The sequence below is a fragment of the Actinobaculum suis genome (assembly GCF_900618115.1).
In the GTDB taxonomy this organism is placed as follows: Bacteria; Actinomycetota; Actinomycetes; order Actinomycetales; family Actinomycetaceae; genus Actinobaculum; species Actinobaculum suis.
In genome coordinates, this window is sequence record NZ_UYIO01000001.1 from 353,443 (window position 1) to 377,791 (window position 24,349).

Below are 24,349 nucleotides of genomic sequence, written 5' to 3' on the forward strand. Positions count from 1 at the left end.
GGATTAGGTGCATGACTTCCCGTGCTTTTGATCTGGGCGGTATCGACCCGCTGGATTTGCCGGCAGTGGAGCTGGCCCAAGAAATGAAAAATGGACGCGTGGACCCGGTAGAACACACCGAACGGGTGTTGGATCGTGCCCACGGCCCAGGCGCTACCATCGGCGCCTTCGCCAGTTATGCGGAAGATCTATCTTTGCGGCAAGCCGAAGCGGCCCGGCAGGCCATTGCCGCCGGAGACCAACGGCCCCTCCTAGGTGTACCCTTCCCGATCAAAGATGCCACGGCAGTAGAAGGCTTACCTTTCGAACTGGGTACGCCCTTGCTGGCCGGCAATATTGCTAGCCACACGGACGGCGTGGCCCAAGACATCCTGGACGCCGGCACGGTAACCATTGGCAAAACTAATGTGCCCGAATTCTTGTTCCCCGGCTATACCGAACCGGAAGGGAAAACCCCGGCCCGTTCGCCGTGGGATTTGCGGCGCACGGCCGGCGGTTCCAGTGGCGGATCGGCCACGGCAGTAGCTGCCGGTATCGTCCCTATCGCCCATGGGAACGACGGCGGAGGTTCGTGCCGCATCCCGGCCGCCTCCTGCGGCATCCTCGGCCTGAAAACTACGCGCGGCCTGGTTTCACCCGGCCCGCACGGCAATGCCGGCCCCGGTTTAGGCGTACACGGCGTACTTACCCGCACGGTTATGGATATGGCAGCCGGGCTGGATACGATCGCCCATATTCGCCCCGGCGACGACTACCCCTACCCGCACGAATACTCGTATTTGCAGATCATTCGGGCCGAACCGCGGCCCACTAGCACCACTTTTGAAGGATTGCGGGTAGGCGTACTTACCGAACCGCTCAATGTAGACACAAACGTGCATTCCGGGTGTCTGAATGCGGTAGATCGCGCTGTTAGCCTCCTTGAAAGCATGGGCGCACAAATCACGCGGATTAGCCGCCCCTTCGGCCCGGAAGATTGGGCGGCTTTCATGCCGATCTGGCAGAGCATGGCCGTCACCCTTCCGATCCCGCCCGGCGGCGTCGAAAAACTCAAACCGCTCACGCGGTGGCTATACGAAACCGGGCAGCAAGTAAGCCTCAAAGAATTTTTGGCAGCACAAGCAGGAATGCAGGCAATCGCCCGGCGCATGGGGCTCGCTTTCGCAGATTTCGACGTGATTCTCACCCCCGGGCTCGCTAAACCCGTGGTGGAACCGGGGTGGATGGAAATCCTGGACGACCCGGCGAAAGACTTCGAGCGGCAATGCGAATATACGCCGTGGACGAGCTCCTGGAATATGTTCGGCCCGGCCGCCCTCGCCGTGCCGCTACACCGAGAGACCATCCAGCGCGGCCAGTTCCGTGCCGAAAGCGATTCCGACGGCGTCCTTCCCGCCGGCGCTTCCGCCCGGCCAGACGATAACGAGCCGATCGAACTGCCCTTCGGCGTACACTTCGGCGCCGTGATGCCCGGCCAAGAAGCACTCTTGCTGCGCATCGCCCGCGCCCTGGAAATCCTCGACCCGTGGCCAGCCATTAAACGCCCGGTTGCGGCATAACGCGGCAAGGCACAGCTACGCCGGGCGGAAGCGGCCAGTACGGTTGCGCTGGGCCTAGCCCGGCCTAGTATGGCGCGGCGCGGCTACGCTGAGCCGAAGCGCAGCCGCGCGGTTACCGGGAAGGGCCGGCATGTAACTAGGGCAACGAGCACTAGTGCGGCCAGTGGCGGAGCTCTATGTTCGCACGAGAAAGAAACGCCCAAAAAACACGCCGTCCCGAACAGCCTTAAATCCAGCGTTAATCAAAATGCGTACTACTCTGGTAGCGTGCGGAAATTCCTTCCGTGACAGCGAAGTCTCAAGGAGAGGAACACTATGAAGGCAGCACGTTATTACGGTAACCGTGATATTCGGATCGAAGACATAGAACCGCAGCCCTTACTGCCGGGCACGGTTCGTATTGACGTGGCATGGTGCGGTATCTGCGGTTCCGACCTGCACGAATATTTGGACGGCCCGATCTTCTGCCCGCCCAAGGGCCACCCGCAGCCAATTTCTGGGGAGGAATGCCCGGTCACGCTCGGCCACGAGATGTCCGGCGTCGTTGCTGAAGTAGGCGAGGGCGTAGAAAAGGTAAAGGTAGGGGACCACGTAGTGGTGGAACCGTACCTGATTTACGACGACGTAGACACCAGCGAAAAGTCCACCACCTACCACCTTTCGAAGGATATGAACTTCATTGGTCTGGGTGGCGGCGGCGGTGGCCTCTCCGAAAACATCGTGGTCAAGGAACGTTGGGTGCATAAGATCCCGGATTCGATTTCACTGGACGAAGCAGCGCTCATCGAACCACTTTCGGTGGCAGTGCATGGCGTGCTCGACCGCGGGGAAGCGAAGAAAGGGCAGTTCGCGCTGGTGGGCGGGGCTGGCCCGATCGGGGTGCTGTGCGCGGCGGTCCTCAAGGCCGTGGGATGCACGGTGGCAGTTTCGGAGCTTTCGCCAAAACGGCGTGAAATGGCGCTGGAAGCTGCGGGCGTGGATTATGCCTGGAACCCGAACGAAGTTGACATTGTGGAAGAAGTGCAGAAAGTAACCGGCGGGAAGGGTGCCGAGCTGGCTTTCGAATGCACTTCGGTAGACGCGGTGCTCAACCAGCTGATTGCGGCGCTCGGGCCGCGGGGTGTGCTCGTAAATATGTCGATCTGGGGCCACCGCCCGCAAATCGACATGCATTCCGTAGTCATGAAAGAAATTGATGTGCGCGGGGTGATCGCCTACGTGAACACGCATCCGAAGACGATCGAGCTGGTCGCTTCCGGAAAGATCAACCTCAAGCCGTTCATCACCCGCAAGATCAACGTGGAAGACCTAGTAGAGAAGGGCTTCGAAACCCTTATTCACCACAACGAGGATCAGGTGAAGATCCTTGTTTCCCCGAACGGGCAAGGCGAAGACTAAACGCTTGGCCACCGGCTAAGAGTGCGCTACTGGCGCGAGCGTACCGCCGCAAAATGTGCGGTACGGCGAGAAGCTAGCGCTAACGCCAAAAAAGGAATAACGTGCGCCGCGAGGGCGTGGGCTGCGGCTCGCCCCTCGCGGCGCGGGCTTTAATAAAGCCGGGCTTTACTACAGTCTGGCTTTACAGCCTGGCTTTATAGCACACCTTTATAGCCCGCCTTTACCGCCCGCCTTTACCGCCTACCTTTCCCGCCCGCCTTTATAGCCCGCGCATTTCGGCGGTTATGGCCGGCCAGGCGTGGGAGTGGGCGCGGCCGAATTTCTGGGCACCCAAGAAAATGCCGGCTTTGCCCAGGTCTGGATCTACCCAAATAAAAGAACCCGAAATACCAAAATGGCCAAAAGTGCGGGGAGAGAAAACATCTGCCAACCAGTGTGGGCGTTTATGACCGCGAATTTCGCAACCCAAACCCCACAAATTGTCTTCCTGATAGCCATAGCCAGGCAAAATCCCCGGCAGGCCCGCGTACTGGGCGCTTTGTGCGTAGCGTGCCAGCGGCTCCGAAATTAGTTGTGGATCCATTAGTTCGCGCACAAAAAGCCGCAAATCTTGCACATTAGAAAAAGCGCCGTGCGCGGGCGAACCGCGCAATTCGGAAGAAACCATGCCGAGCGGGCGAAATACGGAATCATGCACCCAGGTAGCAATCGGCATGCCCACCCGCTCCTCCACGTAACGGCCCAGCACTTCATAGCCATAGTTCGAATACACGCGCCGCTCGTACAGGCCGTGCGCGGGTGGGGTTATTGGCGCATCGGTACCCGGGCCCCACGCCTGGCCCATATCGGATTCCTTTCCGTAAGCGTAACGGGTGAGCCGGCGGGCGCCGTCGATCCGACGCCGAAACTCCCCATCCACCGGAAGCCCGGAAGCGTGCGCGAGCAGCGCGCACACGGGAAGCTGCCACGCCGTAACTTCATCATCTAGATCTAACTTGCCCGCTTCGATCGCCACCAAAACCGACCAGGCCACGATCGGCTTGGTAACCGAAGCTAGCGGCCACACGACTGCTGTGTCCGAATCCCGATAGGTGAGTTCGCCGCCGCGCTGCACCACCCCGAGAGAATGTTTGAAGGGGAGGGTATCCGAAGCCAGGCGTGCACGATTCATGAGGTTATTCTTCCACGCGCGGCGGCTGCCGGGCAGCGCTCTCGGGTCGCAGTTTTGTGGTACCCAGCGCCCGGCGCGCGGCGTTCGGTTAGTACGAACCCGGGCGGTGCCTAGCGCGCGGCGCGCGGCCTGGTACGTAGCTGAGCTGGGGCAATGCTCGGTGCAGGGTTGGTGGCACGCGGCGTTTAGCAGGTAGTAAACAAGCAGGACTAAAGTCTGAGAAAAATGAGGCCTGGCGAATAGGCTCTAAGCCACAAACCAGACCGCTTTCGAAGAAGAAGGAGGCACTATGGTGACTTCTACCGCGGGACTAGTGGGCGTGCTGATAGCCGCTATCCTGCTCATTGTTTTTCTGATTGTTGTCCTCAAAATGCACGGCTCGATCGCGCTGACGATTGCTGCCATCGCCGTCGCCCTCGTTACCGGCGTGAAACTCTCAGACGTGGGCGACCTGTTAGAAACCGGCGTGGGTGGCACGCTCGGCTTCCTGGTGCTGATTATTGGCTTTGGGGCTGTGCTTGGCAAAATGCTGGAAGTTTCGGGCGGTGCGGAACGGCTCGCAAACACTATGCTGCGTGTTTTCGGAGAAAAACGTGCCCCGCTAGTTATGTCCCTGTTGGGAATTATTGCCGGCATCCCGGTTTTCGTGGAGGTCGGTTTTGTGCTTTTGGTGCCTCTCGTTTTCGTGGTGGCCCGCCAGGCTGGAATGAGCAAGTTGCGTATCGGCGTGCCACTAATTATTTCGCTCATGTGCGTACACTGCCTGCTCCCACCCCACCCGGCCGCCACCGCAATTTCTAATACTTTGGGTGCCGATATTGGCCAGGTAATTATGCTCGGCCTGCTCGTGGCCCTGCCGGCTTCGCTGATTGGCGGGCCGCTGTACATGCGCTTCGCGGACCGCTGGTTCGCGCGCCAGGAAGCCAAAGTCGAAATCCGTGCCGAATCCCTTGCCGAAAACCAGGCTGAAATCCATGCCGAAAGCAGCGGACGGCACGCTGCGCCGCAAACCCCGGCGCGGGAGCTACCCGGCTTCGGGATTACTTTATTTACGATTTTGCTGCCGTTGCTTTTGATGATCGGCAAGACTATTACCGAGGCCACGCTGCCGGAGACGCATGCCTTGCAACAAGCTTTTGCACTGGTAGGGCACCCGATTATTGCGCTGTTGGTCTCTACGCTTTTCGCCTATTGGTCGCTGGGATTGCACCGGGGTGCTTCGCTCAGTCAGCTTTCGGAAGTAACGGATTCTTCTTTCGGGCCGATTGCGGGCGTGCTGCTAATTATTGGTGCGGGCGGGGCTTTCAATGCGGTACTTACCGAATCGGGAGTGGCGCCGGCTTTGGCGGAAGCACTCGGAAACCTGCCGGTAAGCCCGGTGATTATTGCCTGGCTGATCGCGCTGGTTTTGCACTTTGCGGTCGGTTCGGCCACGGTGGCGATGATTTCCGCGGCCGGGATTGTGCTTCCGATGCTCACTACCAACCCGGATTTGAATCCGGCGGTGCTGGTTTTGGCGGTGGGTGCCGGGGCGATGGGGCTCACGCATGTTACGGATTCGCTGTTCTGGCTGTACAAGGAATACATGGGGATTTCGGTAGGTCGGGCCTTGCAAACCCTCACCGTTGGTACCACGATCGCTTCCGTGGTCGCCCTCGGCGGGGTGCTTATTTTGCACCTAGTTATATGACGACGCCGGCCGCCACCGTATCTGGCACGCCCGGACGGCGTCGTACCCGCTATCGCCGGTAGATAACCGGCGCATCGTACAAAGAGGCAAAACGCAAAGCACAAAAGCATAAGGGCGCAAAAGAACCAAGAACTAGAAAGGAAAACTCTCATGACGCAAACACCACAAACCCCGGAATCCAGCTCCGCGAACGCTGCTTCGCCCGCTGCCGCTAATACCGCCGCTAACCCGGAACCCAACCAGGCGAACTCCGCTCCGCAGCAGGTACTTGGCAAAGACCTTTCCGCGTGGGTGGCCGAATATCCGCTTCTGGAAACGCTCATGGACTATCAGGAGACCGCGTGGTTTAACCCGAAGGTCACCGGTGTTGCGGAAGGATTGGAGCACGTGGGTCTATCCGCGGCGGATGTGGCAGATACGCGGCGCCGGCTCCAACGCTGGGCGCCTTATTTGGCGCAGGTGTTCCCGGAGGCGCGGGCTACGGGCGGGATTTTGGAATCCCCACTGGTATGCGTACCAGATTTTAAGGCGCGCTTGGAAACCCACTACGGCCAGGAAATTTCGGGCCAGTTGTGGGCGAAACTGGATTCACACCTGCCGATTTCGGGTTCGATTAAGGCCCGCGGCGGCGTGTATGAAGTGCTCAAACATGCCGAAGATATTGCGCTCAAACACGGGCTGATAGAACTAACGGACGATTACCGCGCCCTGGATACGCCGGCCGCGCGGGAAGTATTCGGCCAGTACAAAGTGGCCGTGGGTTCTACCGGAAATCTCGGTCTTTCCATTGGGATTATGAGCGCCCAGCTCGGCTTCCAAGCGTTTGTGCACATGTCTGCCGATGCCCGGCAGTGGAAGAAAGATAAATTGCGCGCGCACGGCGTTACCGTGGTCGAATACGAATCGGACTATTCGGTCGCCGTTGCGGAGGGCCGCAAACAAGCCGAATCGGATCCTTCCATGTACTTCGTGGACGACGAAAATTCCACCTCCCTATTCTTGGGATATGCGGTTTCCGGCTTGCGGCTGGCCGGCCAGCTGCAAGCCCTCGAAGTTACGGTGGATGAAGAACACCCGCTGTTGGTCTACTTGCCGTGCGGGGTAGGTGGGGGCCCGGGCGGCGTGGCTTTCGGTTTGAAGTCCGTGTTCGGAGAAGCTGTGCGTTGCATTTTTGCCGAACCAACCCACTGCCCGTCCATGCTGATCGGCGTAATGACGGGCCAGCACGATAAAGTTTCCGTGCACGATTTCGGGATCGATAATGTGACCGCGGCAGATGGTTTGGCCTGCGGGCGGCCTTCCGCTTTCGTGGGTGAACACATGCAGTACCTGGTGGATGGTTACTATACGGTGGACGACGCCGAAATGTACCGGCTCGTGGCTCTCTGTGCCGAAACCGAAAACCTGCGCATGGAACCTTCATCAGCCACGGCTTTTGCCGGCCCGGCACACCTTCTTGGCAGTGGGGAAGCCGCTACCGCTTACCGGGAACGCCTCGGGCTCACGCCCGAAAAACTGGCCCGGGCCACCCATCTGGGTTGGGTGACGGGCGGCAATATGGTGCCCCAAGCTGAAATGGACGATTACATTAGCCGCGGCAAATCTTTGCTCTAAACGGCGTCTTTGCTGCGCCGGGCGGCGCGGAACGGCGTCGCCCGGGCACGCACGCAGGAAAGTGCCCGGGCACGCACGCAGGAAAGTGCCTGGGCGCGCGGACTGATTCGCGGCGCCGGGCGGGCCGGCGCGCTAAAGTGGTATGAATACAGCTAGGCGGGTGGCTATATCGCAGTTGAGCCCAGAGGGGCACTTATAGCCACCCGCGGACGCACAAAGGAGAAACATGCTTGATATTCGCCTCGTTCGGGAAAACCCGGATGCAGTTCGTCAATCGCAGGAAAAGCGCGGCAACGATCCGGCACTGGTTGATGCCTTGTTGCAAGCCGATGAAGCGCGCCGGGCCGCGCTGAATGCTTTTGAAACCGCGCGTGCGGAACAAAACGAAGTATCTCGCTCTATCTCCAAGGCGTCCCAAGAGGAACGGCCGGCAATCATTGCCCGGGCCAAGGAACTTTCGGAACGCGTCAAGCAACTCGAAGAAGCTGCGGATGTAGCCGAAAAGGCCTATGTGCATGCCAATTCGGTGATCGAAAACCCGATCCTGGAAGGCGTGCCGGCCGGTGATGAAACCAAATCGGAAGTAATCGAAACTATTGGTACGCCACGTGATTTCGCGGCGGAAGGTTTCACGCCGAAAGACCATCTAGACGTAGCCGAAGGTTTTGACGCCATCGATATGGCCCGCGGTTCTAAGGTATCCGGTTCGCGCTTCTACTACATGAAGGGGATCGGGGCCCGGCTGGAATGGGCGCTGCTCAATATGGCCATGGACCAAGCTCACGAGCACGGCTATCTGCTCATGAATACGCCTACGATCGTCAACCCTGATATTATGGCCGGCACCGGCTTCTTGGGCGAACATTCGGATGAAATCTACTATCTGAATGCGGACGATCAATACTTGGTGGGTACTTCGGAAGTAGCTTTGGCCGGCTACCACAAGGATGAAATCATCGACCTTTCGAACGGCCCCCTCCGTTACTCCGGATTTTCGGCCTGCTACCGCAGGGAAGCGGGTTCCTACGGGAAGGATACGCGCGGAATCATCCGCGTCCACCAGTTCAATAAGGTGGAAATGTTCGTATTCTGCCGGCAGGAAGACGCCCTAGCTGAACATCAAAAGCTTTTGGCGATGGAAAAGGAAATGTTGGCCAAGGTAGAACTGCCGATCCAGGTGCTCAATATTGCAGCGGGGGATTTGGGCTCTTCTGCCGCACAAAAGTTTGATTGCGAAGCTTGGCTACCCAGCCAGCAACGCTATATGGAAGTAACTTCTACTTCGAATTGCACTACCTACCAGGCCCGGCGCCTCAATATTCGGGAACGTACCGAAAAAGGTACGCGAACAGTAGCCACGCTCAACGGCACTTTGGCTACTACCCGCTGGCTCGTGGCCATGTTTGAAAACCACCAGCAGGCAGACGGTAGCCTCTACATTCCGCAGGCAATGCGGCCCTACCTGGGCGGCCTGGAAGTAGTAGAACCGCTCGGCCGGGAAGAATAAATTAAACAGGAGGGAGTGCTTTTCGCTTTCGGGAGGATAAACATTGTTTGTCAGCGTTTTTGACATGTTCAAGATCGGGATTGGGCCTTCTAGTTCGCACACCCTCGGCCCGATGAAGATCGGCAAACAATTCGTAGATGAGCTGCAAGAGCAAGGCTTGCTCACACGGGTGGATAGCGCCGTCGTCGACCTTTACGGTTCCCTTTCCGCCACCGGAAAGGGGCACAATACTGACCTGGCGATCACGCTGGGTTTGGCCGGCGAAGAACCGGAAACTGTGGATGTGGACGCTATCCCGCAGTTCATGGCACAAGTGCAGGCTACCGGCCGGTTGAAACTGGCCGGTACGCAAGAAGTGAGCTTCCCGGAAGAAGCGATTCGCTACCGCACCGAAACTCTACCTTTGCATGAAAACGGGGTCACGCTAACCGCGTATGCGGGCACCGAAAAACTGTATGCGAATACGTACTATTCGATCGGTGGGGGCTTCACGGTGGATGAGGCACATTTCGGGGCGCCCGCGGTAAACGAAGTGGAAGTGCCCTACCCGTATAACAGTGCGGCAGACGTGCTCGCATTTTGCGAACGGGACGGTATTTCCATTTCGGAGATGCAGTGGCGCAATGAGATAGCGGTGCGGCCGGCGGAAGAGGTGCGGGCGCATTTGCGGGCCATTTGGAACGTAATGCAAGAAAATATTCGCCGCGGCACCAGCGTGGAAGGGCCCTTACCCGGGCCTTTGCAGGTGCCGCGCCGGGCCAAAGCCCTCTACGAACGCATCAGCAAGAAGCGGGATAAAAGTGATCCGCTGCTCGCAATGTCGTGGTTGAACGTGTACGCGATGGCGGTCAATGAAGAAAATGCGGCCGGGGCGCGCGTGGTCACTTCGCCCACGAATGGGGCGTGCGGGCTGTGCCCTGCTGTGCTCGCTTACTATGATGCTTTCTTCGGCCCCACGGATGAAGAAAGCCGCGGCCGGTTTTTCCTCAACGCTTCGGTGATTGGCGCGCTCTACAAAATGAACGCTTCGCTTTCTGCGGCGGAGGTTGGTTGCCAAGGGGAAGTGGGCGTGGCCTGTTCCATGGCCGCTTCTGCCTATGCTGAGCTGCGCGGCGCCGACCCCGAAAAAGCGTGCAATGCCGCCGAAATCGGGATGGAACACAACCTTGGCCTCACTTGCGACCCGGTGAATGGCCAAGTGCAAGTGCCCTGCATTGAACGCAACGCTATGGGCGCGGTGAAAGCCGTGAACGCGGCCGCGCTGGCCATGCTGCGAGATTCCGATCCCATGGTAGGGCTCGACGCCGTAATCACCACCATGTACGAAACCGGCAAGGACATGCACCCGGACTACCGGGAAACTTCCCTGGGCGGGCTCGCCCGCAACGTGCCGTGTGCGTAAACGAGCTGTGGCGCACAGCCGGGCGCCGATTAGCTCCCATTTACCCAGAATTTGGGATTAACCCCGTATCCTTGAGGTATGACACGTGTAATCAAGAATTGGTTGACGGACATGGACGGCGTGTTGATCCACGAAGAGGTTGCACTGCCGGGCGCCGTCGAATTTATTGAGACTTTGCAGGAAAAGGAGTACCCCTACCTGGTGCTCACCAATAACTCGATTTTCACGCGGCGCGATCTTTCCGCGCGTCTGCACGCCGCAGGCTTGCAGGTGCCGGAAGAAAACATTTGGACTTCCGCGAGTGCTACCGCTAATTTCTTGGCCCAGCAGGTGGAGAATAAGCGGGCGTACGTGGTGGGAGAAGCCGGGTTGACGACGTCGATGTACAACGTGGGTTTCATTATGACCGATGTGAACCCGGAAGTGGTGGTGTTGGGGGAGACCCGCACGTATTCGATCGAGTCTTTGACCACGGCGATCCGGCTCATTGAAAAAGGAGCGCGGTTCATTGCCACCAATCCGGATGTGACCGGGCCTTCCGAGCACGGCCCGATTCCGGCCACGGGTGCGGTAGCTGCCATGATTACTGCTGCTACCGGCCGCAAGCCCTATTACATAGGCAAACCGAACCCGGTAATGCTACGGGCCGGCCTGAACTTGGTAGGCGCCCATTCGGAGGAAACCGCTTTGGTAGGCGACCGGATGGATACGGATATTTTGTGCGGTATGGAAGCCGGCTTGCAAACGCACTTGGTGCTTACCGGTTCTTCCACGCTAGAAGACGTGCAAAAGTTCCCCTACCGGCCCGATTACATTCGTAATTCGATCGCCGATATCGTGGAGCTTCTCTAGCTCACAACGTGTTAATTCGCGAACATCCAGCTAGCTGGCCAGAACGCTCCCAGCCTGCTAGCGGATGGCTTGCACGCTCCGGCCTGTTAGCAAATAGCTTGCACGCTCCGGCCTGTTAGCAAATAGTTTGCTGGCTGGTGGCTTGCTAGCGGATAGCTTGCTAGCGGGTGGCTTTCTGATTGTGCTGCGGCGCCGGGCCCTTAGCCTGGCGCCTTTCTAGTCTCTGCCAAACCTGTATACAAACCGGCCCCTAGCCCGGCTATACAAACCGGCCCCTAGTCCGGCGTATTTACGTGAACTCGAGAATAACGGGCACGTGGTCGGAAGCACCTTTACCTTTGCGTTCTTCGCGATCGATCCAGGCCGCCGAAAAATCTTGGGCGAGGGGCTGGCTAGCCCACGCGAAGTCAATCCGCATTCCGTGATTTTTCGGGAAACGCAGCCGCTGATAGTCCCAGAAAGTGTATTGGGCGCCGCTTGCCTGGCGGCTCAGTTCCACCAGCCCGGGTGCCGCCCCTTGGCTTTGCCCGAAGGCATGGAAAGCAGCGCGTTCTTCCGCGCTCGTATACATCTTTATTTCTTGCGCGAACAGTTCCGGATCCCATACGTCCGTATCTTCTGGGGCCACATTCCAATCCCCGCCCAACAAAATTCGGGCTTGCGGGCGCGCCGCCAACTCTGCCTTGACGGCTGTATTCAGCTTTTCTAGGAACTCCAGTTTGTAGTGGAAATGCGGATCCCCATAAGCGCGGCCATTGGGCACGTAAATACTCCACACCTCGATGCCGGTTTCCTTCTCGGTACCGCCCACCCGCGCGCCGATCGCCCGCGGTTCCACCACGGGAGTAGCCAGCAGAGCACCGCTAGCATCTTGTTTCGCAAAAGCCGGTTGGCCGGGGAACTGGGTTTGCACTTCAGAAATCCCAACACGGGAAATGATAGCCACCCCGTTCCACTGGTTCAGGCCTGCCGCAGCTACCTCGTACCCGGCTGCCGCAAAAGCATCAACCGGGAACTGGTCCGGCCGGCATTTCGTTTCCTGGAGGAGAAGCACGTCTAGGTCCCAGCGGTCTAAAACATCCAGGGCCCGTTCGGTGCGGGCCCGCACTGAATTGATATTCCACGTAGCAATGCGCACGCGCCCATCCTAGCCGCACCAGGATTTTAGGACTATCGGTTAGCTCGTGCCCGCGCAGCTAGAGTGCCCGCGCGGCTAGGGCAACTGCACAGCTAAGGTTCCCGCGCGGGCTAAGGTACCGGCGCGGGTGCGCGCCGGGCGGGTATGGGCGGCTAGGCTTAACCGTATGGGAACAGCATTGATTACGGGCGCGAGCTCCGGTTTGGGCCGCGAATTTGCCTGGCAGCTGGCTGCAGAACGTAATGACCTCGTTTTGGTGGCCCGCAACCGGGAAGCTTTGGAAACCGTGGCGGAAGAAATCCGGCAGGTGGCAAATGTACAGGTAGAGGTTTTCCCGGCAGACCTCGCTAAGCGGGAAGACGCCATCCGCGTGGGTGAACGCGTAGCCGATACGGCCCGCCCGATCGGTTTGCTGGTAAACAATGCGGGCTTCGGATTAGGGCAAGATTTTGCTACCGGCAGCCTGGAACAGGAAGAAAATGCGCTCGCGGTAATGGTGCGAGCCGTAATGATCACCTGCCACTATGCGGCCCGCGAGTTTTCCCGGCGCGGCTACGGTGGCATTATCAATGTTTCCTCACTAACCGCCCTTACCGCACAAGGTTCATATTCGGCCCATAAATCCTGGGTGCGAACATTTTCGGAGGGTTTGGCGGTAGAACTGGCCCCGCACGGAGTATCGGTAACCGCGGTCATGCCGGGCCTGATTCACACTGATTTCCATCGGCGTTCGGCTGTAGATAGTACGCAGTGGCCGGAGATTGCTTTCATACCTGCCGAAAAAGTGGTGAATGCTGCCCTTGAAGCTTGCCGGCGGCGCCGGGTGCTGGTAACTCCCAGCCTGCTATATAAGACCGCTGCCGGTATAACTCGCTTGGCGCCGCGCAATTTGGTTCGCAAATTTGCGGGACCAGGCCTTTCCGGTCGCGGGAAGTAACCACAGGCACGCACAGCGCGTGCCCACCTACGGCCGTTTGCCGCCGAAGGGTTGGGTAGCTGCCGGCCCACACCGAGCAGAGCCCGCGCCTTGCCCGGTGCTTAGAGTCAGGCAACACCCTGCCCGGTACTTACAGCGCCGTGGCTCCCATAATGGAGTTGAAGATTTCTTCGCCCGGGAATTCCGTGCCGTTTTCGGCTTCGGCCGGTAAAACAATCTGCGGGGTGGCGGTTTGGTCGTACACGCTCGTCGTCGTTAACGAAAACGCATTACCATCAACCTCGGTACCTCGAAAAGTGTACGAAACGCCTACGGATTCGAAAGTTTCCTTATTTACCAGGATTTGCATGGAAGAATCAGCCCCGGAAATCTTCATGCCCTGGGCTTCTGCATCTTTCATGCTTTCGAGGACGAACGGGCTCACAGGCCCGCTAATCAGATACGCCTCCGCGTTTTCTTTCACCTGGTAGAGAGCCGGATCGGCGAACAAATCGAGCTCGCCCGAACTAGGCACGGCAAGGCTGCCACTTTCACTAAGTAAACGATCGAAATCAGTGGCGGAAAGCGTTCCCTTCATCCACATCCCCAAGGCTTTCGCATACAACTTCACCTGCCCGTCCGGGGTAGCGGCAAGATAACCCTCGATATACAGATCCTGCCCGGATGCCTCACCTAGCGAATCGACGGGAATATCGGCCAGGGAATTCATGTCTATCGTGGTGCGCATAATTTTTGCTTGTGCATCAACTTCGTATTCCACCGGGATTGATACGGAAACAAAACCGACCGTAGGGTCCGTGTATTCAAAAGTGGTGACCGTGGAAGTTGCCATGGAACGGGCAAAAATATCGGTGGTGGTAGGCCACTGCGCGGCGTCGGCCTTGGTGCGCTGAAGTATTTGGTCAATAACTTGCTGGGCCGCTTCACCTTCCACCAGCTGGTAGTTTGCCGCGTCTTCGAAACTTGGCAGGTTCTGCGCTTCATCGGTGGCGGTACGCGGGAAGGTGCCCTGCGCGGCCGGGGCTTGTGCGGTTTCGAACAGTTCCCCGCTCCCCGTGTTCGCACAACCGCTGAGCCCCATGAGTGCCGCGGCTCCCACCGCCAAGGTTTTCTTGAGCTTCGCCATTGCTGTGCCTTCCCCGAGTTTCCGGTGTTTCGTGCGGAGCTTCCGGCGGCGCTTACACTTGCGGTGCCGGTGAAAACTTCCCGCGGCGCTTACACTTGCGGTGCCGGTGAAAACTTCCCGCGGTGCCTTCCGGATTTTGCGTTACTACCTGTGCAATATCCTACGCGACGCCGCCCCTCTGCGGAAATGCGAAGCCGAACGCAAAATGCGGAATCGTTTTAGTGCCGACGCCGCACACCGCGGAAAACTGTGCGTGGAACGCAAAGCGTACTTGCGGCGTCGGTAACACTAGGGCGAAAAACGCTGCCGCCTCCACGCGGCTACCAATTCCGCGAAATTGGTACGGCGTAGGGGCCGGGCGCATCGTCTAGGCTGGAATGCGTGGAAAATTCGGAAGGAAAGCAGTCAGTAAATCCGGAAAGCACGGCCGCAGGCCCCGGGGGCGCCGAAGCGGGCACCCCGGGCCCGAAAGCGGGCTTGACTCCGGATGCAGAAACGGGGGCCTTCGCCAATACGGTCGCGGGTGCGGACTTGCCGCCCGGTGTGCAACCGGCGAGTGGTGGTTCGCCTTATGGGGAGCGCCGCACGGTAGGTGTGGGGCCGTATGTGGGGCCGTGGCCGGAAGATCCGCGCCTTGACCCGGAACTGTTAGCGGCCGGTGATCACCGGAATGTGCTCGACGAATATCGGTATTGGACGGTAGAGGCAATCAAGGCTGATCTGGATACGCGCCGCGCCCCGCTGCATATTGCGATTGAGAACTTGCAGCACGATCTCAATATTGGTTCGATTGTGCGTTCCGCAAATGCTTTCAATGTAGCCGGCGTGCATATCGTGGGCCGGCATAAGTGGAATCGGCGCGGGGCCTTGGTCACCGACCGCTATCTGAATATGCATTATCACCGCGAACCTGCCGAACTGACACAGTGGGCGCAAGAGAATAGCTACGAACTCGTGGCCATTGATAATCAAGAAGGAGCCACACCGATTGAGAGCACGGCTTTACCGGCGCAGTGCGTGCTCGTATTCGGGCAAGAATCGGCCGGGATTTCCCCGGAATTGCTAGAGCTTTGCAATAGCGCGGTAGAGATCAGCCAGTACGGTTCCACCCGTTCGCTAAACGTGGCGGCCGCGGCGGCAATCGCCATGTTTGCTTGGTCGCTCCAACACCAGGCCGCGCGCAACTAGGCCCGCTAGGCCGCCCGCGCGCAAGTAGATCTGGCCGGGGGAGAGCGGGCTCACGGTGGGCACACGTAGATCCGCCCCGGGCGGCCTGCAAAGGCTCACGTATCTGCACAAGCAAACCCTGCAAGCAGCACGCATCTGCATAAACAAGCACTGCGCAGTAACTACCGCGCCACATATTGGCCTGCGCCACCGCCACCGGGCGGCCCGCCGGCTAAGATCGGTGCACATAACCATCATTGTTCAACCTGCTAATCGGGTTCGGCCTGGAAACAGGCGTGAACCTGAAACCGGGCCCGGCCTGGAGACAGGCTAGAACCCGAAACCGGGTCGCGCTTGGACAACAGGCTCGGCCTGGGTAACGGGCCGGAACCCAAAACCGGGCCACGGCTGAAACCAGGCCGGAACCCAAAAACCAGGTTGAACCTAAAAGAAGATCCGAAAAGAAGACCGGGAAAAGAACCCCGGAAGAAAAGCCCCGGAAGAGAACCGGAATAGAAGGGATTTACGTGGGAGCAACGCGAATCACTATTGAATTGCAGCGGCAGATCGACGAATCCTATCCGCTCATTATTGGACGCCACGTACTGCCCGAGTTGTTGCAGGTGCTCGCTCAACCCGATTTGGCACAGCGCCGCATCGCCGTAATTTCCGATTCCACCGTGGCAGAAAATTATTGCGGCGAGATTATGGAGGCGCTGGCCGCGGCGGGCCGGCCCGCACAACTGTTTACTTTCCCGGCCGGGGAGAAATCCAAAACCCGGGCCACGAAGGAACGCCTGGAAGATGAAATGCTGGCCGCTGGCTATAACCGGGATACCGTAGTGCTCGCGGTAGGTGGCGGAGTAGTCACCGATTTGGCCGGTTTCGTGGCAGCCACTTTCACGCGCGGAGTGCCCTATGTTTCTTATACGACCACGCTCGTGGGTGCGGCCGATGCGGCTATTGGCGGGAAAACTGCGGTTGATACACCGGCCGCAACCAATCTTATCGGGGCTTTCCACCAGCCGTGCGGCGTCGTTATTGACCTTGAAACTTGGCTCACGCTAGACGCCCCGAAAATTCGGGACGGTTTGGGCGAAACCGTGAAACACGCGTGCATCGCGGATGCCGAATTTTTCGCCCGCCTCGAAGATGCTTTCGTAACCCGCAAACTCACCCCGGAACAGTTCGTGCGGGAAGCGGAACTGGCCCACTACACAGCGCTTCGCAACGCCGAAATTAAACAGGATTTCGTGCAGTCAGACGTTACCGAAGGTAACCGGCGCATGGCCCTAAATTTGGGGCACACGATCGGCCGAGCCTTGGAAGCCGCGCTCGGTTTTACGTGGGCGCACGGCGAATGCGTGGCGGTAGGGCTGAATTTGCAAGCGCGTTTGGGGCGCAGCTTTGGCTACCTCACCGCTACCGAAGCAGAGCGGATTGAAAAACTATTGCTGGCTATCGGCTTGCCCACGGAAATCCCGGCCGGGGTGAGCGTGGACGCCATCATGGCCGCCATGGGGCACGATAAAAAATCCTTGGGCGGGCAGGTCCGCTTCGTATTCCAACGCGGCATCGGTGCCATGCAGACCTTCGAAAATGGTTCCTATGCGCGCGTAATTCCCGTTGCAGATATCCGCGAATTTTTGGAAGCACAACCGAAAGGTAAATAAAACTATGGGGAATAACCATGCCGAGCACGCCCACTCACACGGCGTGAGCCAAGACGCAGATCGGCGTTACTTGTGGGGCGCATTAATCCTGCTCGTGGTCTTTATGCTCGGGGAAGTAGTGGTGGCCTTCGCCTCCCACTCCCTGGCTTTGCTTTCCGACGCCGCCCACATGCTCACGGACGCCGCGGCGATCGCCATCGCGATTTGGGTGAGCCACGTGGTTACCCGCCCCGCCACTAAACGCTGGACTTTCGGTTTGGTGCGCGCGGAAATCCTTTCCGGACTGGCCAATGGTGCCACGCTGCTTATTTTGGGCGTAATCATCGTGGTGGAAGCGGTGCAAAGGTTCTTTGCCCCGCCGGAAGTTTCCGGGTGGGCAGTGGTGATCACAGCGCTCGCGGGCGTGGTGGTAAATGTTGGGGCCACGGCTCTGCTAGCCCGTGCCAATCGCGATTCTCTCAATATTCGCGGCGCCTACCAGCACATTCTTACGGACCTGTACGGTTTTATTGGTACGGCGGTAGCTGGCGTGATCATTGTGACCACGGGGTGGGTGCACGCGGATGCGATCGCCTCGCTTATCGTTGCTTTCTTGATGTTGCATGCCGGGTGGGGTTTGGTGCGCGACGCCGGGCACGTGCTTTTGGAAGGCGCACCCGCAGATATTAACGTGGCCGAAGTGCGCGAACATATTACGGGCGTGGAAGGCGTGCTGGCCGTGCACGACCTGCATTTGTGGTCGGTGGGAAGCGAATTCCCGGTAATTTCCGCACACATCGTGGTAGAAGACGAAGCTTTCTACGATGGCCGGCTCCCGCACCTATTGGATAAAGTGCAGGATTGCTTGCAGGATCATTTCGACGTCGAACACTCGACCTTCCAATTCGAACCGGCCGTCCATTCCTCCCACGAACCCCGCAGGGACTGCTAAGGCGGCGCGCCGCCGCTGTCCGCCGTGCTTAGGCTTGGCCGCCGCACTACCTCGAGCTTAGGCTTGGCCGCCGCACTACCCCGTGCTTAGGCTTGGGCCCGTACCGTGAATACTGCTTCCACTTCTACCGGGGCGTCGAGCGGCAACACGGCTACTCCAACCGCAGACCGGGTATGGGCGGCGGCTTCCCCAAAAATCTCTCCGTACAGTTCGGAAGCCCCATTGGCAACCACGTGTTGTTCGGTAAAGCCTGGCGCGGAAGCTACAAATACCGTCAGGTGTTCCACTCCGGTTAGGTTATCTACCCCACCGGCGGCTTGCGCGGCCGCGGCCAAAGCATTCAGCGCACTAACCCGGGCATAGCCAGCTGCCGTGGCCGCTTCGCCTGGCTCTACTTTGCCGCTGGCCACGAGCTTCCCATTCGTGGAAGGCAACTGGCCGGAGGTGCGCACTTTACCCGCGCCGCGGTCGGTTTTGGCCGGAACATATGCGGCAACCGGTGCCGGAACGTTCGGCAATTCAATATCCAGTTCTTGCAAACGCTGCGAAACACTAACCATAAAAACTCCTATCCGCTCAATTTCTTCGATGCCCCACAGGTGTTCTATAGGGCTATATTCATGTACCTATTATGGTGGGCGCGGAGCTGTTTTGTTGGCGCCGCTCATGGTGAGCGCGGAGATGTTTTGTTAGCGCTGCTCATGGTGGGCGGGTGGCTGCTCAGTTGGCGCCGCTTATGACGCGCGGGTAGCTGCTTGGTTAGCGCCGCCGGTTGCGGCGGGCAGGTTTTTCGGCCGGGCCTTCTCGCAGGGTGCGGGAAAGCTCATCTTCGCCTTCCATAATGTGGCGATACCAGTTTGTTTCATGCGGGAACTTGCGTAGGAGGGCCCGCCTTTCGCGTTCCGTCATGCCACCCCACACGCCAAAATCCATATTGTTATCGAGGGCATCGGCTAGGCAGAGCAGGCGTACCGGGCAGGTGAAGCAGATCTGGCGAGCTTGGCGCTGCGCAGCACCTCGCACAAAAAGCGCATCTGGATCGCTCGCGGCACACGCGGCATGGGATGCCCAGTCGGTATGCCGAGACAGCTGCCCCATATTACTCAAACCGTCCTCTTCCCTACTTAGCCAACCATATGTAAACAATTATCAACGGCACGCAGATAATAAAAACCGCTATCGCGGCGCCGCCCGGCAATTCCTATCCGAACGCGAGAGAGCTAAATACTGCACGCAAAACGCCCTGGTTGATTACTTTACTTGTACACCCGCAATGGTGCCAATAAATGGGCTGAGGGTGGAGTGTGAAACCACAAAAAATACCCTTCTGTAGCCCGTAACCTGGCCTAGCGGCGTTCTTACTGTACTTTACAGTACAGAATCACTAGAAAATATGGCGTAGCTGGCTCGCGGGCTTCCTCCCTTTTCGCGGCGCAGGCACGTATTCTTGAGACTATGGTAAATAACCGTCCACCTCGGCAGGCTACGGGACGCCAGATCGGCACTTTGCTGCTGGCTCTTATTTTGGCAATCGCGGGAGGAGGCGTGCTTGTAGCAGGCCTCATCCTCCCGCTTGCCATGACGGCCGGTACCGCCGCTAATGCGATAACCGGTGTGTTCGAAGATGTTCCAGATGATCTCGGTTTCACCGAACCTTCGGAACAGTCCGTGTTGCTGGCGGCGGATGGTTCGGTGATTGCGCGGTTCTATGCGGAGAACCGGATCGTGGTTTCTTCCGATCAGATCTCCCAGCCGATGAAAGACGCGGCGGTAGCGATTGAGGATCGGCGTTTCTACGAGCATCACGGGATTGACGTGCAGGGCACCCTCGGCGCCCTCTTCTCCAATATTGTTTCGGGTGGTACTTCGGGTGGTTCTTCGATCACCCAGCAGTACGTGAAGAATTCTTTGGTGGAGCAAGGCCGCACTCTCGGGGACGACGACTTAGTCAAAACCGCCACGGAGCAAACCCTTTCCCGAAAGATTAACGAAGCCCGGTACGCTATCGCCGTCGAAAAGACGATGACGAAAGACGAAATCCTCACCGGATACCTAAACCTCGTTCAGTTCGGCCCCTCCCAGTACGGCGTGGAAACTGCGGCGCAATACTATTTCTCCAAGTCCGCGAAAGACCTCAGCTACCTGGAGGCGGCCACGCTCGCCGGGATCACTCAGAACCCGGCGAAGTGGGACCCGGTAAAGCATCCGGATAATTCTTTCGAACGTCGTAACGTTGTTCTTACCACCATGTTGCGTGATGGTTATATCACTCAGGAAGAGTACGACGCCGGTGTCAACGTTCCCGTGGAAGATACTTTGCACGTTTCGCGGCAGGTAGCCGGGTGCGGGGCGGCCGGTAATTCCGCGTACTTCTGCGAATACGTGGTCAAGGATTTGTTGCAAGACGAATCTTGGGGCAAGGACGCTGCCGACCGTACCCGCCAGCTGTACCGGGGCGGCCTGGTTATTCGCACTAGTTTGGATCCGAAGAAGCAAGAAATTGCTTTCAATACGGTAACCAAGCATCAGCCGGTGGATGATCCTTCGGGTATTGAGGCCTCGCTGACTTCCATCGAACCGGGTACCGGGCACATCGTGGCGATGGTGCAAAACACCCGGTGGGGTACGCCGAATGAAACTGATGATCGCATGACCCAAGTGAATGTAAACGTGGGTAAGACCATGGGTGGCGGTTCTGGTTTCCAAACGGGTTCCACCTTCAAGATTTTCACTCTGGTGGAATGGATCCGCGCTGGCCATAGCGGGAAAGATGTGGTCTCTTTGAATGCGGATACTACTTTCCCGGCCGGTACTTTCAAGGCTTCGTGTTCCCCGCGTTCGGCAATGACCAGCTGGCGGGTTTCTAACCTGGGCTGGCCGGGCGGTGCAAATACCGTCGAATACGCGATCAAGAACTCGATCAACGGCGGCGCCGCCCACATGGCGATGCAACTCGACCTGTGCGATATTATTAACGACGCCGAAAAGATGGGCGTGCGTTTGGGAAATCCGGATGCGGAATGGAACTACGGGCCCTCCCTGGTATTGGGCGCGAATGAAGCTACGCCGCTTTCGATGGCCGTGGCCGTATCGACGCTGGCCAATGATGGTACGCGGTGCGATCCGATGAGCTATACGACCATCGAGGATCAGGACGGGAACGTGATTTCCAAGCGTTCTCCGAAATGCGAGCAGGTTTTGGAACCAGATGTGGCCCGGCAAGTCACTAAGGTTTTGCAGGGTGTGGTGACGCCCGGGGCTACCGGTGATAAGGCGCGGCTGGCGGATGGCCGCCCGGTAGCTGGTAAGACGGGTACCGCGAATAATGACTGGCACGCGTGGTTCGTGGGTTATACGCCGCAACTGGCTACCGCCGTGTGGCAGGGCCATATCGAAGGCAATATTTCAATGCTCAACTCCACGATCAACGGGCGGTTCTACCGCGAAGTTTATGGTGGTTTGTTCCCGGCCATGATCTTCTCCGAATACACTTCGCAATCTTTGGAAGGGGTGCCGCCGGCAAGTTTCCCGGCGCCCAGCCAGCCTAATATTCCGACGCGGCCACATTATGAGGCGCCAGCGGAAGAAGAGCACGAAGAAGCGACCGAAGAACCGGCAGTTGAGGAACCGGATAATGCTGCTCCAGAGCCGGCGGAAGATCCCGAAAACTGGGAAAATAACGGCAATGGCGCAGAGGGCACCAAAGTCGAAAGTAACTAGCCTTCTAAGAATGGATGGCTAGATTCACCAAGCCCGGAAGCAACCAACGGCACCGAAACTGAAACGGTAGCGGCGGTAAGGCCGGAAGTGGCCAACGGCTAACGGTATGGAAATAAAGCAGCTAACAGAACTTGAGTAACACAGGGAACTCGAGTAACACAGGGAACTCGAGTAACACAGGGAAAGGAAGTGCATGGTTTTCTCGCGTAAGGGGTGTGGCCGCCTACTTGGGGCCGGAGTGGTAGCCGGGCTGGGCGTGCTGGCCGGGGCCTATGTGGAGGCCCGGGCGTATTGTTTGCGGCAACGCACTCTTATGCTTATGCGGGAAGGCGCATCGGATAATCGGGCGAGTTCTTCGGAAAACGGCGAGGCTGGGCAGCACACCGGCGAAGAGGAGCCGTTAGTGCCGGAGCGCCCCTTGCGGGTTTTGCACTTGACCGATATTCACCTGGTACCCACCCAGCGCAAGAAGATTGCATTTGTGCGGAGTTTGGCCGCGCAGGATCCGGATCTCGTAGTGCTTACCGGTGATCTGCTGGCTGCTCCAGATGCACTGGATTCTTTGTTGTATGCGCTAGAGCCCTTTGCGGGGATTCCCGGTGCTTTCGTGTATGGCTCCAATGACTACTTCTCGCCACGTCCTAAAAATCCGCTCAGTTATTTGGATAAAGCTCGCTATCAGCACTCTTCGCGTGCCGCCGAGCCAGCAACCGAGGCACCGCGGCGCTTCCCAGATCTGCCATATCAAGAACTCACCGAACGCCTGGAAAACTATGGTTGGCTCAACGCCAATAACCAGCGCGGGCGCCTGCAAGCCGCCGGATGGGAGATTGATCTGGTAGGTGTAGACGATCCGCATATTGGCCGCGACCGGTTCCCGGAAGCTACACCGCACCTTGCGGAAGGGGTGGCTTTCTCAGAAGGGCAGTCTCTCGTAGCCGGCGTGGATGGAAAATCGCAAGCTGCTGATAAGAAAGCAGATCTGTACGTGGGGCTCACGCATGCCCCCTACACGCGTACTTTGAACGCCATGCTGGCTGATGGCCGCGATCTCGTATTTGCCGGGCACACGCATGGCGGCCAGTTGGCTTTACCGGTGATCGGTGCTCTAACCACGAACTGCGATCTGGTGAACCGCCTGGATTCCGGGCTGTTCTCCTGGCCAGATACGGGTGCGCAACCCGTGCGCGGTGATGGGGGAGTGGTCAGCCTGGAAGGGGAAATGTACGTGAATACGCCAACGGGTATCGGCACTTCCCCATTTGTTCCCTTCCGGGCGTTTCGGCAACCGGAAGCCGTTTTACTCGAAATTCGGGCAACGGTGCGCTAGATCTCATAGCTCAGGGTTTTACGTTTCGGCTTCTCTTAGTTATTATGTATGAGTTGCCAATCGGGGTATGGCGCAGTTTGGTAGCGCGCTTCGTTCGGGACGAAGAGGTCGTGGGTTCAAATCCCGCTACCCCGACAGATAAAGGGAAATCGCGAAAAACGCGGTTTCCCTTTTTTGTTTTCCACGCCGGCGCGCAATCGGGGTGTAGGTGTGGCGTATAGGCGTATAAGGCCTAGGCGGCGTATAAGCCTATAAGGCCGGCCCGCATGGTTCCTCTATCGCATTGTAAATAAAATCTGTTCTCTCGCCCCGAACCGGGCAAAAGTCCCGCCGTAAACCCTTTTCGCGATCTGCATCACTGCTGCTAAGCGTCTGCACAAATGTGAAATATAAGCGGGGCTCCAGCCACTACTGGTTATGCGGATTTAGGGGCTAGCGTGTAGTTCAGTGACGTACAGATTGCAATACTGTCTTCCAGGTAATCTGCCGGCCTACCAGCGCAAATATCGGCTTGTTATTTCATACGCCTGGGGCGTGCGGCCGGGCAATGCCTTAAGGGTTGCGGCGCGTCACCTAATGCTAAGCCGGGCTCATTGGGAAGGTTTCTCCTGCCTAACAGATGTGTGAGTTTGCTTACTGTGCGCGGGGTCGAAAGTCCCATGCCTACAAACCTAAATGGCGAAGTGGCGCCGAAAGAGCCTGAAAACTAACGTAAGCATTGATTAAATCCGCGAATGTGAAGTTCTCAAGAACTGCTGTGAAATGGCTGAATGCCGCGTAAATTTTTACATACACCTTCGAGGTTGGGATAGCGCACTGGCACGTTTTTCGAGGCTCGGCACGGCCTTGAGCTGCTTCCCGGGAGTTCGGACCCGAGAAGCGAACGACGCGCCCCCTTCCGGATTTTGGCGCGCAAAACCGCCAGTTGGAAGGTGTTTGCAAAAATATGGAGGAAATATGCAAGAAAAGCCGAAAGCGCGGCGGCAAAGAGCTAGAAGATCTCTAGCCCTCCTCGCTGTAGCTTCTTTGGTAGGTACGGGCTTTGGGTTGCCCGCGGCCGCCTATGCGCAGCCCCGGGGAGGTGCTCACGCTAATCTCACTCCTACGGATAAGACAGATGTTCGATCTGTCCCG

General features: G+C 58.3%; 18 protein-coding genes and 1 tRNA gene. 14 read left to right on the forward strand and 5 right to left on the reverse strand.

Translation table 11 applies throughout. The features are described from left to right. The first annotated feature begins 11 nt into the window (after nucleotides 1–11). Together H8274_RS01420 and H8274_RS01425 are read left to right on the forward strand one after the other, a co-directional pair. Complete coding sequence (locus H8274_RS01420) at nucleotides 12–1,559, forward strand: amidase (protein WP_185933640.1); 1,548 nt, start codon at nucleotides 12–14, stop codon at nucleotides 1,557–1,559. Nucleotides 1,560–1,874: 315 nt separating this feature from the next. Further along, the gene (locus H8274_RS01425; protein ID WP_049619512.1) at nucleotides 1,875–2,957 is read left to right on the forward strand and encodes a 2,3-butanediol dehydrogenase; all 1,083 of its coding nucleotides are present in this window, start codon (nucleotides 1,875–1,877) and stop codon (nucleotides 2,955–2,957) included. Nucleotides 2,958–3,216: 259 nt separating this feature from the next. On the opposite strand, the gene H8274_RS01430 is transcribed toward H8274_RS01425, so the two are convergent. After that, nucleotides 3,217–4,128 carry a serine hydrolase domain-containing protein gene (locus H8274_RS01430; RefSeq protein ID WP_049619513.1) on the reverse strand — a complete coding sequence of 304 codons (912 nt, stop codon included), beginning with the start codon at nucleotides 4,126–4,128 and terminating at the stop codon, nucleotides 3,217–3,219. A gap of 289 nt (nucleotides 4,129–4,417) precedes the next feature. On the opposite strand from H8274_RS01430, the gene H8274_RS01435 reads away from it, so the two are divergent. The 5 genes from H8274_RS01435 (at nucleotide 4,418) to H8274_RS01455 (ending at nucleotide 11,193) form a co-directional block, all read left to right on the forward strand. Continuing rightward, nucleotides 4,418–5,818 (forward strand): GntT/GntP/DsdX family permease, encoded by a 1,401-nt coding sequence (locus H8274_RS01435; protein ID WP_185933641.1) that lies wholly within the window; start codon nucleotides 4,418–4,420, stop codon nucleotides 5,816–5,818. Nucleotides 5,819–5,968: 150 nt separating this feature from the next. Beyond that, nucleotides 5,969–7,432: a D-serine ammonia-lyase gene (locus tag H8274_RS01440; protein WP_185933642.1), complete on the forward strand. Its 1,464-nt coding sequence runs from the start codon at nucleotides 5,969–5,971 to the stop codon at nucleotides 7,430–7,432. Between the two features lie 226 nt (nucleotides 7,433–7,658). Then, nucleotides 7,659–8,939: a serine--tRNA ligase gene (gene serS / locus H8274_RS01445; RefSeq protein ID WP_185933643.1), complete on the forward strand. Its 1,281-nt coding sequence runs from the start codon at nucleotides 7,659–7,661 to the stop codon at nucleotides 8,937–8,939. Nucleotides 8,940–8,982: 43 nt separating this feature from the next. Next, on the forward strand, nucleotides 8,983–10,341 hold the full coding sequence (locus H8274_RS01450) for an L-serine ammonia-lyase (protein ID WP_256332543.1): 1,359 nt from the start codon (nucleotides 8,983–8,985) through the stop codon (nucleotides 10,339–10,341). Between the two features lie 78 nt (nucleotides 10,342–10,419). Then, nucleotides 10,420–11,193 (forward strand): HAD-IIA family hydrolase, encoded by a 774-nt coding sequence (locus tag H8274_RS01455; RefSeq protein ID WP_049619517.1) that lies wholly within the window; start codon nucleotides 10,420–10,422, stop codon nucleotides 11,191–11,193. Between the two features lie 289 nt (nucleotides 11,194–11,482). Here the strand turns inward: H8274_RS01455 and H8274_RS01460 are convergent, their stop codons facing one another. Then, nucleotides 11,483–12,331 (reverse strand): exodeoxyribonuclease III, encoded by an 849-nt coding sequence (locus H8274_RS01460; RefSeq protein WP_049619518.1) that lies wholly within the window; start codon nucleotides 12,329–12,331, stop codon nucleotides 11,483–11,485. Nucleotides 12,332–12,497: 166 nt separating this feature from the next. On the opposite strand from H8274_RS01460, the gene H8274_RS01465 reads away from it, so the two are divergent. Then, on the forward strand, nucleotides 12,498–13,268 hold the full coding sequence (locus H8274_RS01465; protein WP_185933644.1) for an SDR family NAD(P)-dependent oxidoreductase: 771 nt from the start codon (nucleotides 12,498–12,500) through the stop codon (nucleotides 13,266–13,268). Nucleotides 13,269–13,398: 130 nt separating this feature from the next. Here the strand turns inward: H8274_RS01465 and H8274_RS01470 are convergent, their stop codons facing one another. Beyond that, the gene (locus tag H8274_RS01470; protein WP_049619519.1) at nucleotides 13,399–14,394 is read right to left on the reverse strand and encodes a hypothetical protein; all 996 of its coding nucleotides are present in this window, start codon (nucleotides 14,392–14,394) and stop codon (nucleotides 13,399–13,401) included. A gap of 477 nt (nucleotides 14,395–14,871) precedes the next feature. On the opposite strand from H8274_RS01470, the gene H8274_RS01475 reads away from it, so the two are divergent. The 3 genes from H8274_RS01475 (at nucleotide 14,872) to H8274_RS01485 (ending at nucleotide 18,165) form a co-directional block, all read left to right on the forward strand. Further along, complete coding sequence (locus H8274_RS01475; RefSeq protein WP_185934419.1) at nucleotides 14,872–15,582, forward strand: TrmH family RNA methyltransferase; 711 nt, start codon at nucleotides 14,872–14,874, stop codon at nucleotides 15,580–15,582. A gap of 506 nt (nucleotides 15,583–16,088) precedes the next feature. Beyond that, entirely contained in the window at nucleotides 16,089–17,234 is a 1,146-nt protein-coding gene (aroB, locus tag H8274_RS01480) for a 3-dehydroquinate synthase (RefSeq protein ID WP_083078470.1), read from the forward strand. 4 nt (nucleotides 17,235–17,238) lie between these two features. Further along, nucleotides 17,239–18,165: a cation diffusion facilitator family transporter gene (locus H8274_RS01485; RefSeq protein ID WP_049619522.1), complete on the forward strand. Its 927-nt coding sequence runs from the start codon at nucleotides 17,239–17,241 to the stop codon at nucleotides 18,163–18,165. An 86-nt stretch (nucleotides 18,166–18,251) separates the two neighbouring features. On the opposite strand, the gene H8274_RS01490 is transcribed toward H8274_RS01485, so the two are convergent. Continuing rightward, nucleotides 18,252–18,725 carry a RidA family protein gene (locus H8274_RS01490; RefSeq protein ID WP_185933645.1) on the reverse strand — a complete coding sequence of 158 codons (474 nt, stop codon included), beginning with the start codon at nucleotides 18,723–18,725 and terminating at the stop codon, nucleotides 18,252–18,254. Nucleotides 18,726–18,924: 199 nt separating this feature from the next. Then, entirely contained in the window at nucleotides 18,925–19,263 is a 339-nt protein-coding gene (locus H8274_RS01495; RefSeq protein ID WP_065415050.1) for a WhiB family transcriptional regulator, read from the reverse strand. 357 nt (nucleotides 19,264–19,620) lie between these two features. On the opposite strand from H8274_RS01495, the gene H8274_RS01500 reads away from it, so the two are divergent. The 3 genes from H8274_RS01500 (at nucleotide 19,621) to H8274_RS01510 (ending at nucleotide 23,350) form a co-directional block, all read left to right on the forward strand. Next, nucleotides 19,621–21,885, forward strand: coding sequence for a transglycosylase domain-containing protein (locus H8274_RS01500; protein ID WP_185933646.1), 2,265 nt, complete (start codon nucleotides 19,621–19,623; stop codon nucleotides 21,883–21,885). Between the two features lie 193 nt (nucleotides 21,886–22,078). After that, nucleotides 22,079–23,215, forward strand: a complete 1,137-nt coding sequence (locus H8274_RS01505) for a metallophosphoesterase (protein WP_185933647.1) — start codon at nucleotides 22,079–22,081, stop codon at nucleotides 23,213–23,215. Between the two features lie 61 nt (nucleotides 23,216–23,276). Next, a tRNA-Pro gene (locus tag H8274_RS01510) sits at nucleotides 23,277–23,350 on the forward strand. Nucleotides 23,351–24,349 lie beyond the last annotated feature (999 nt).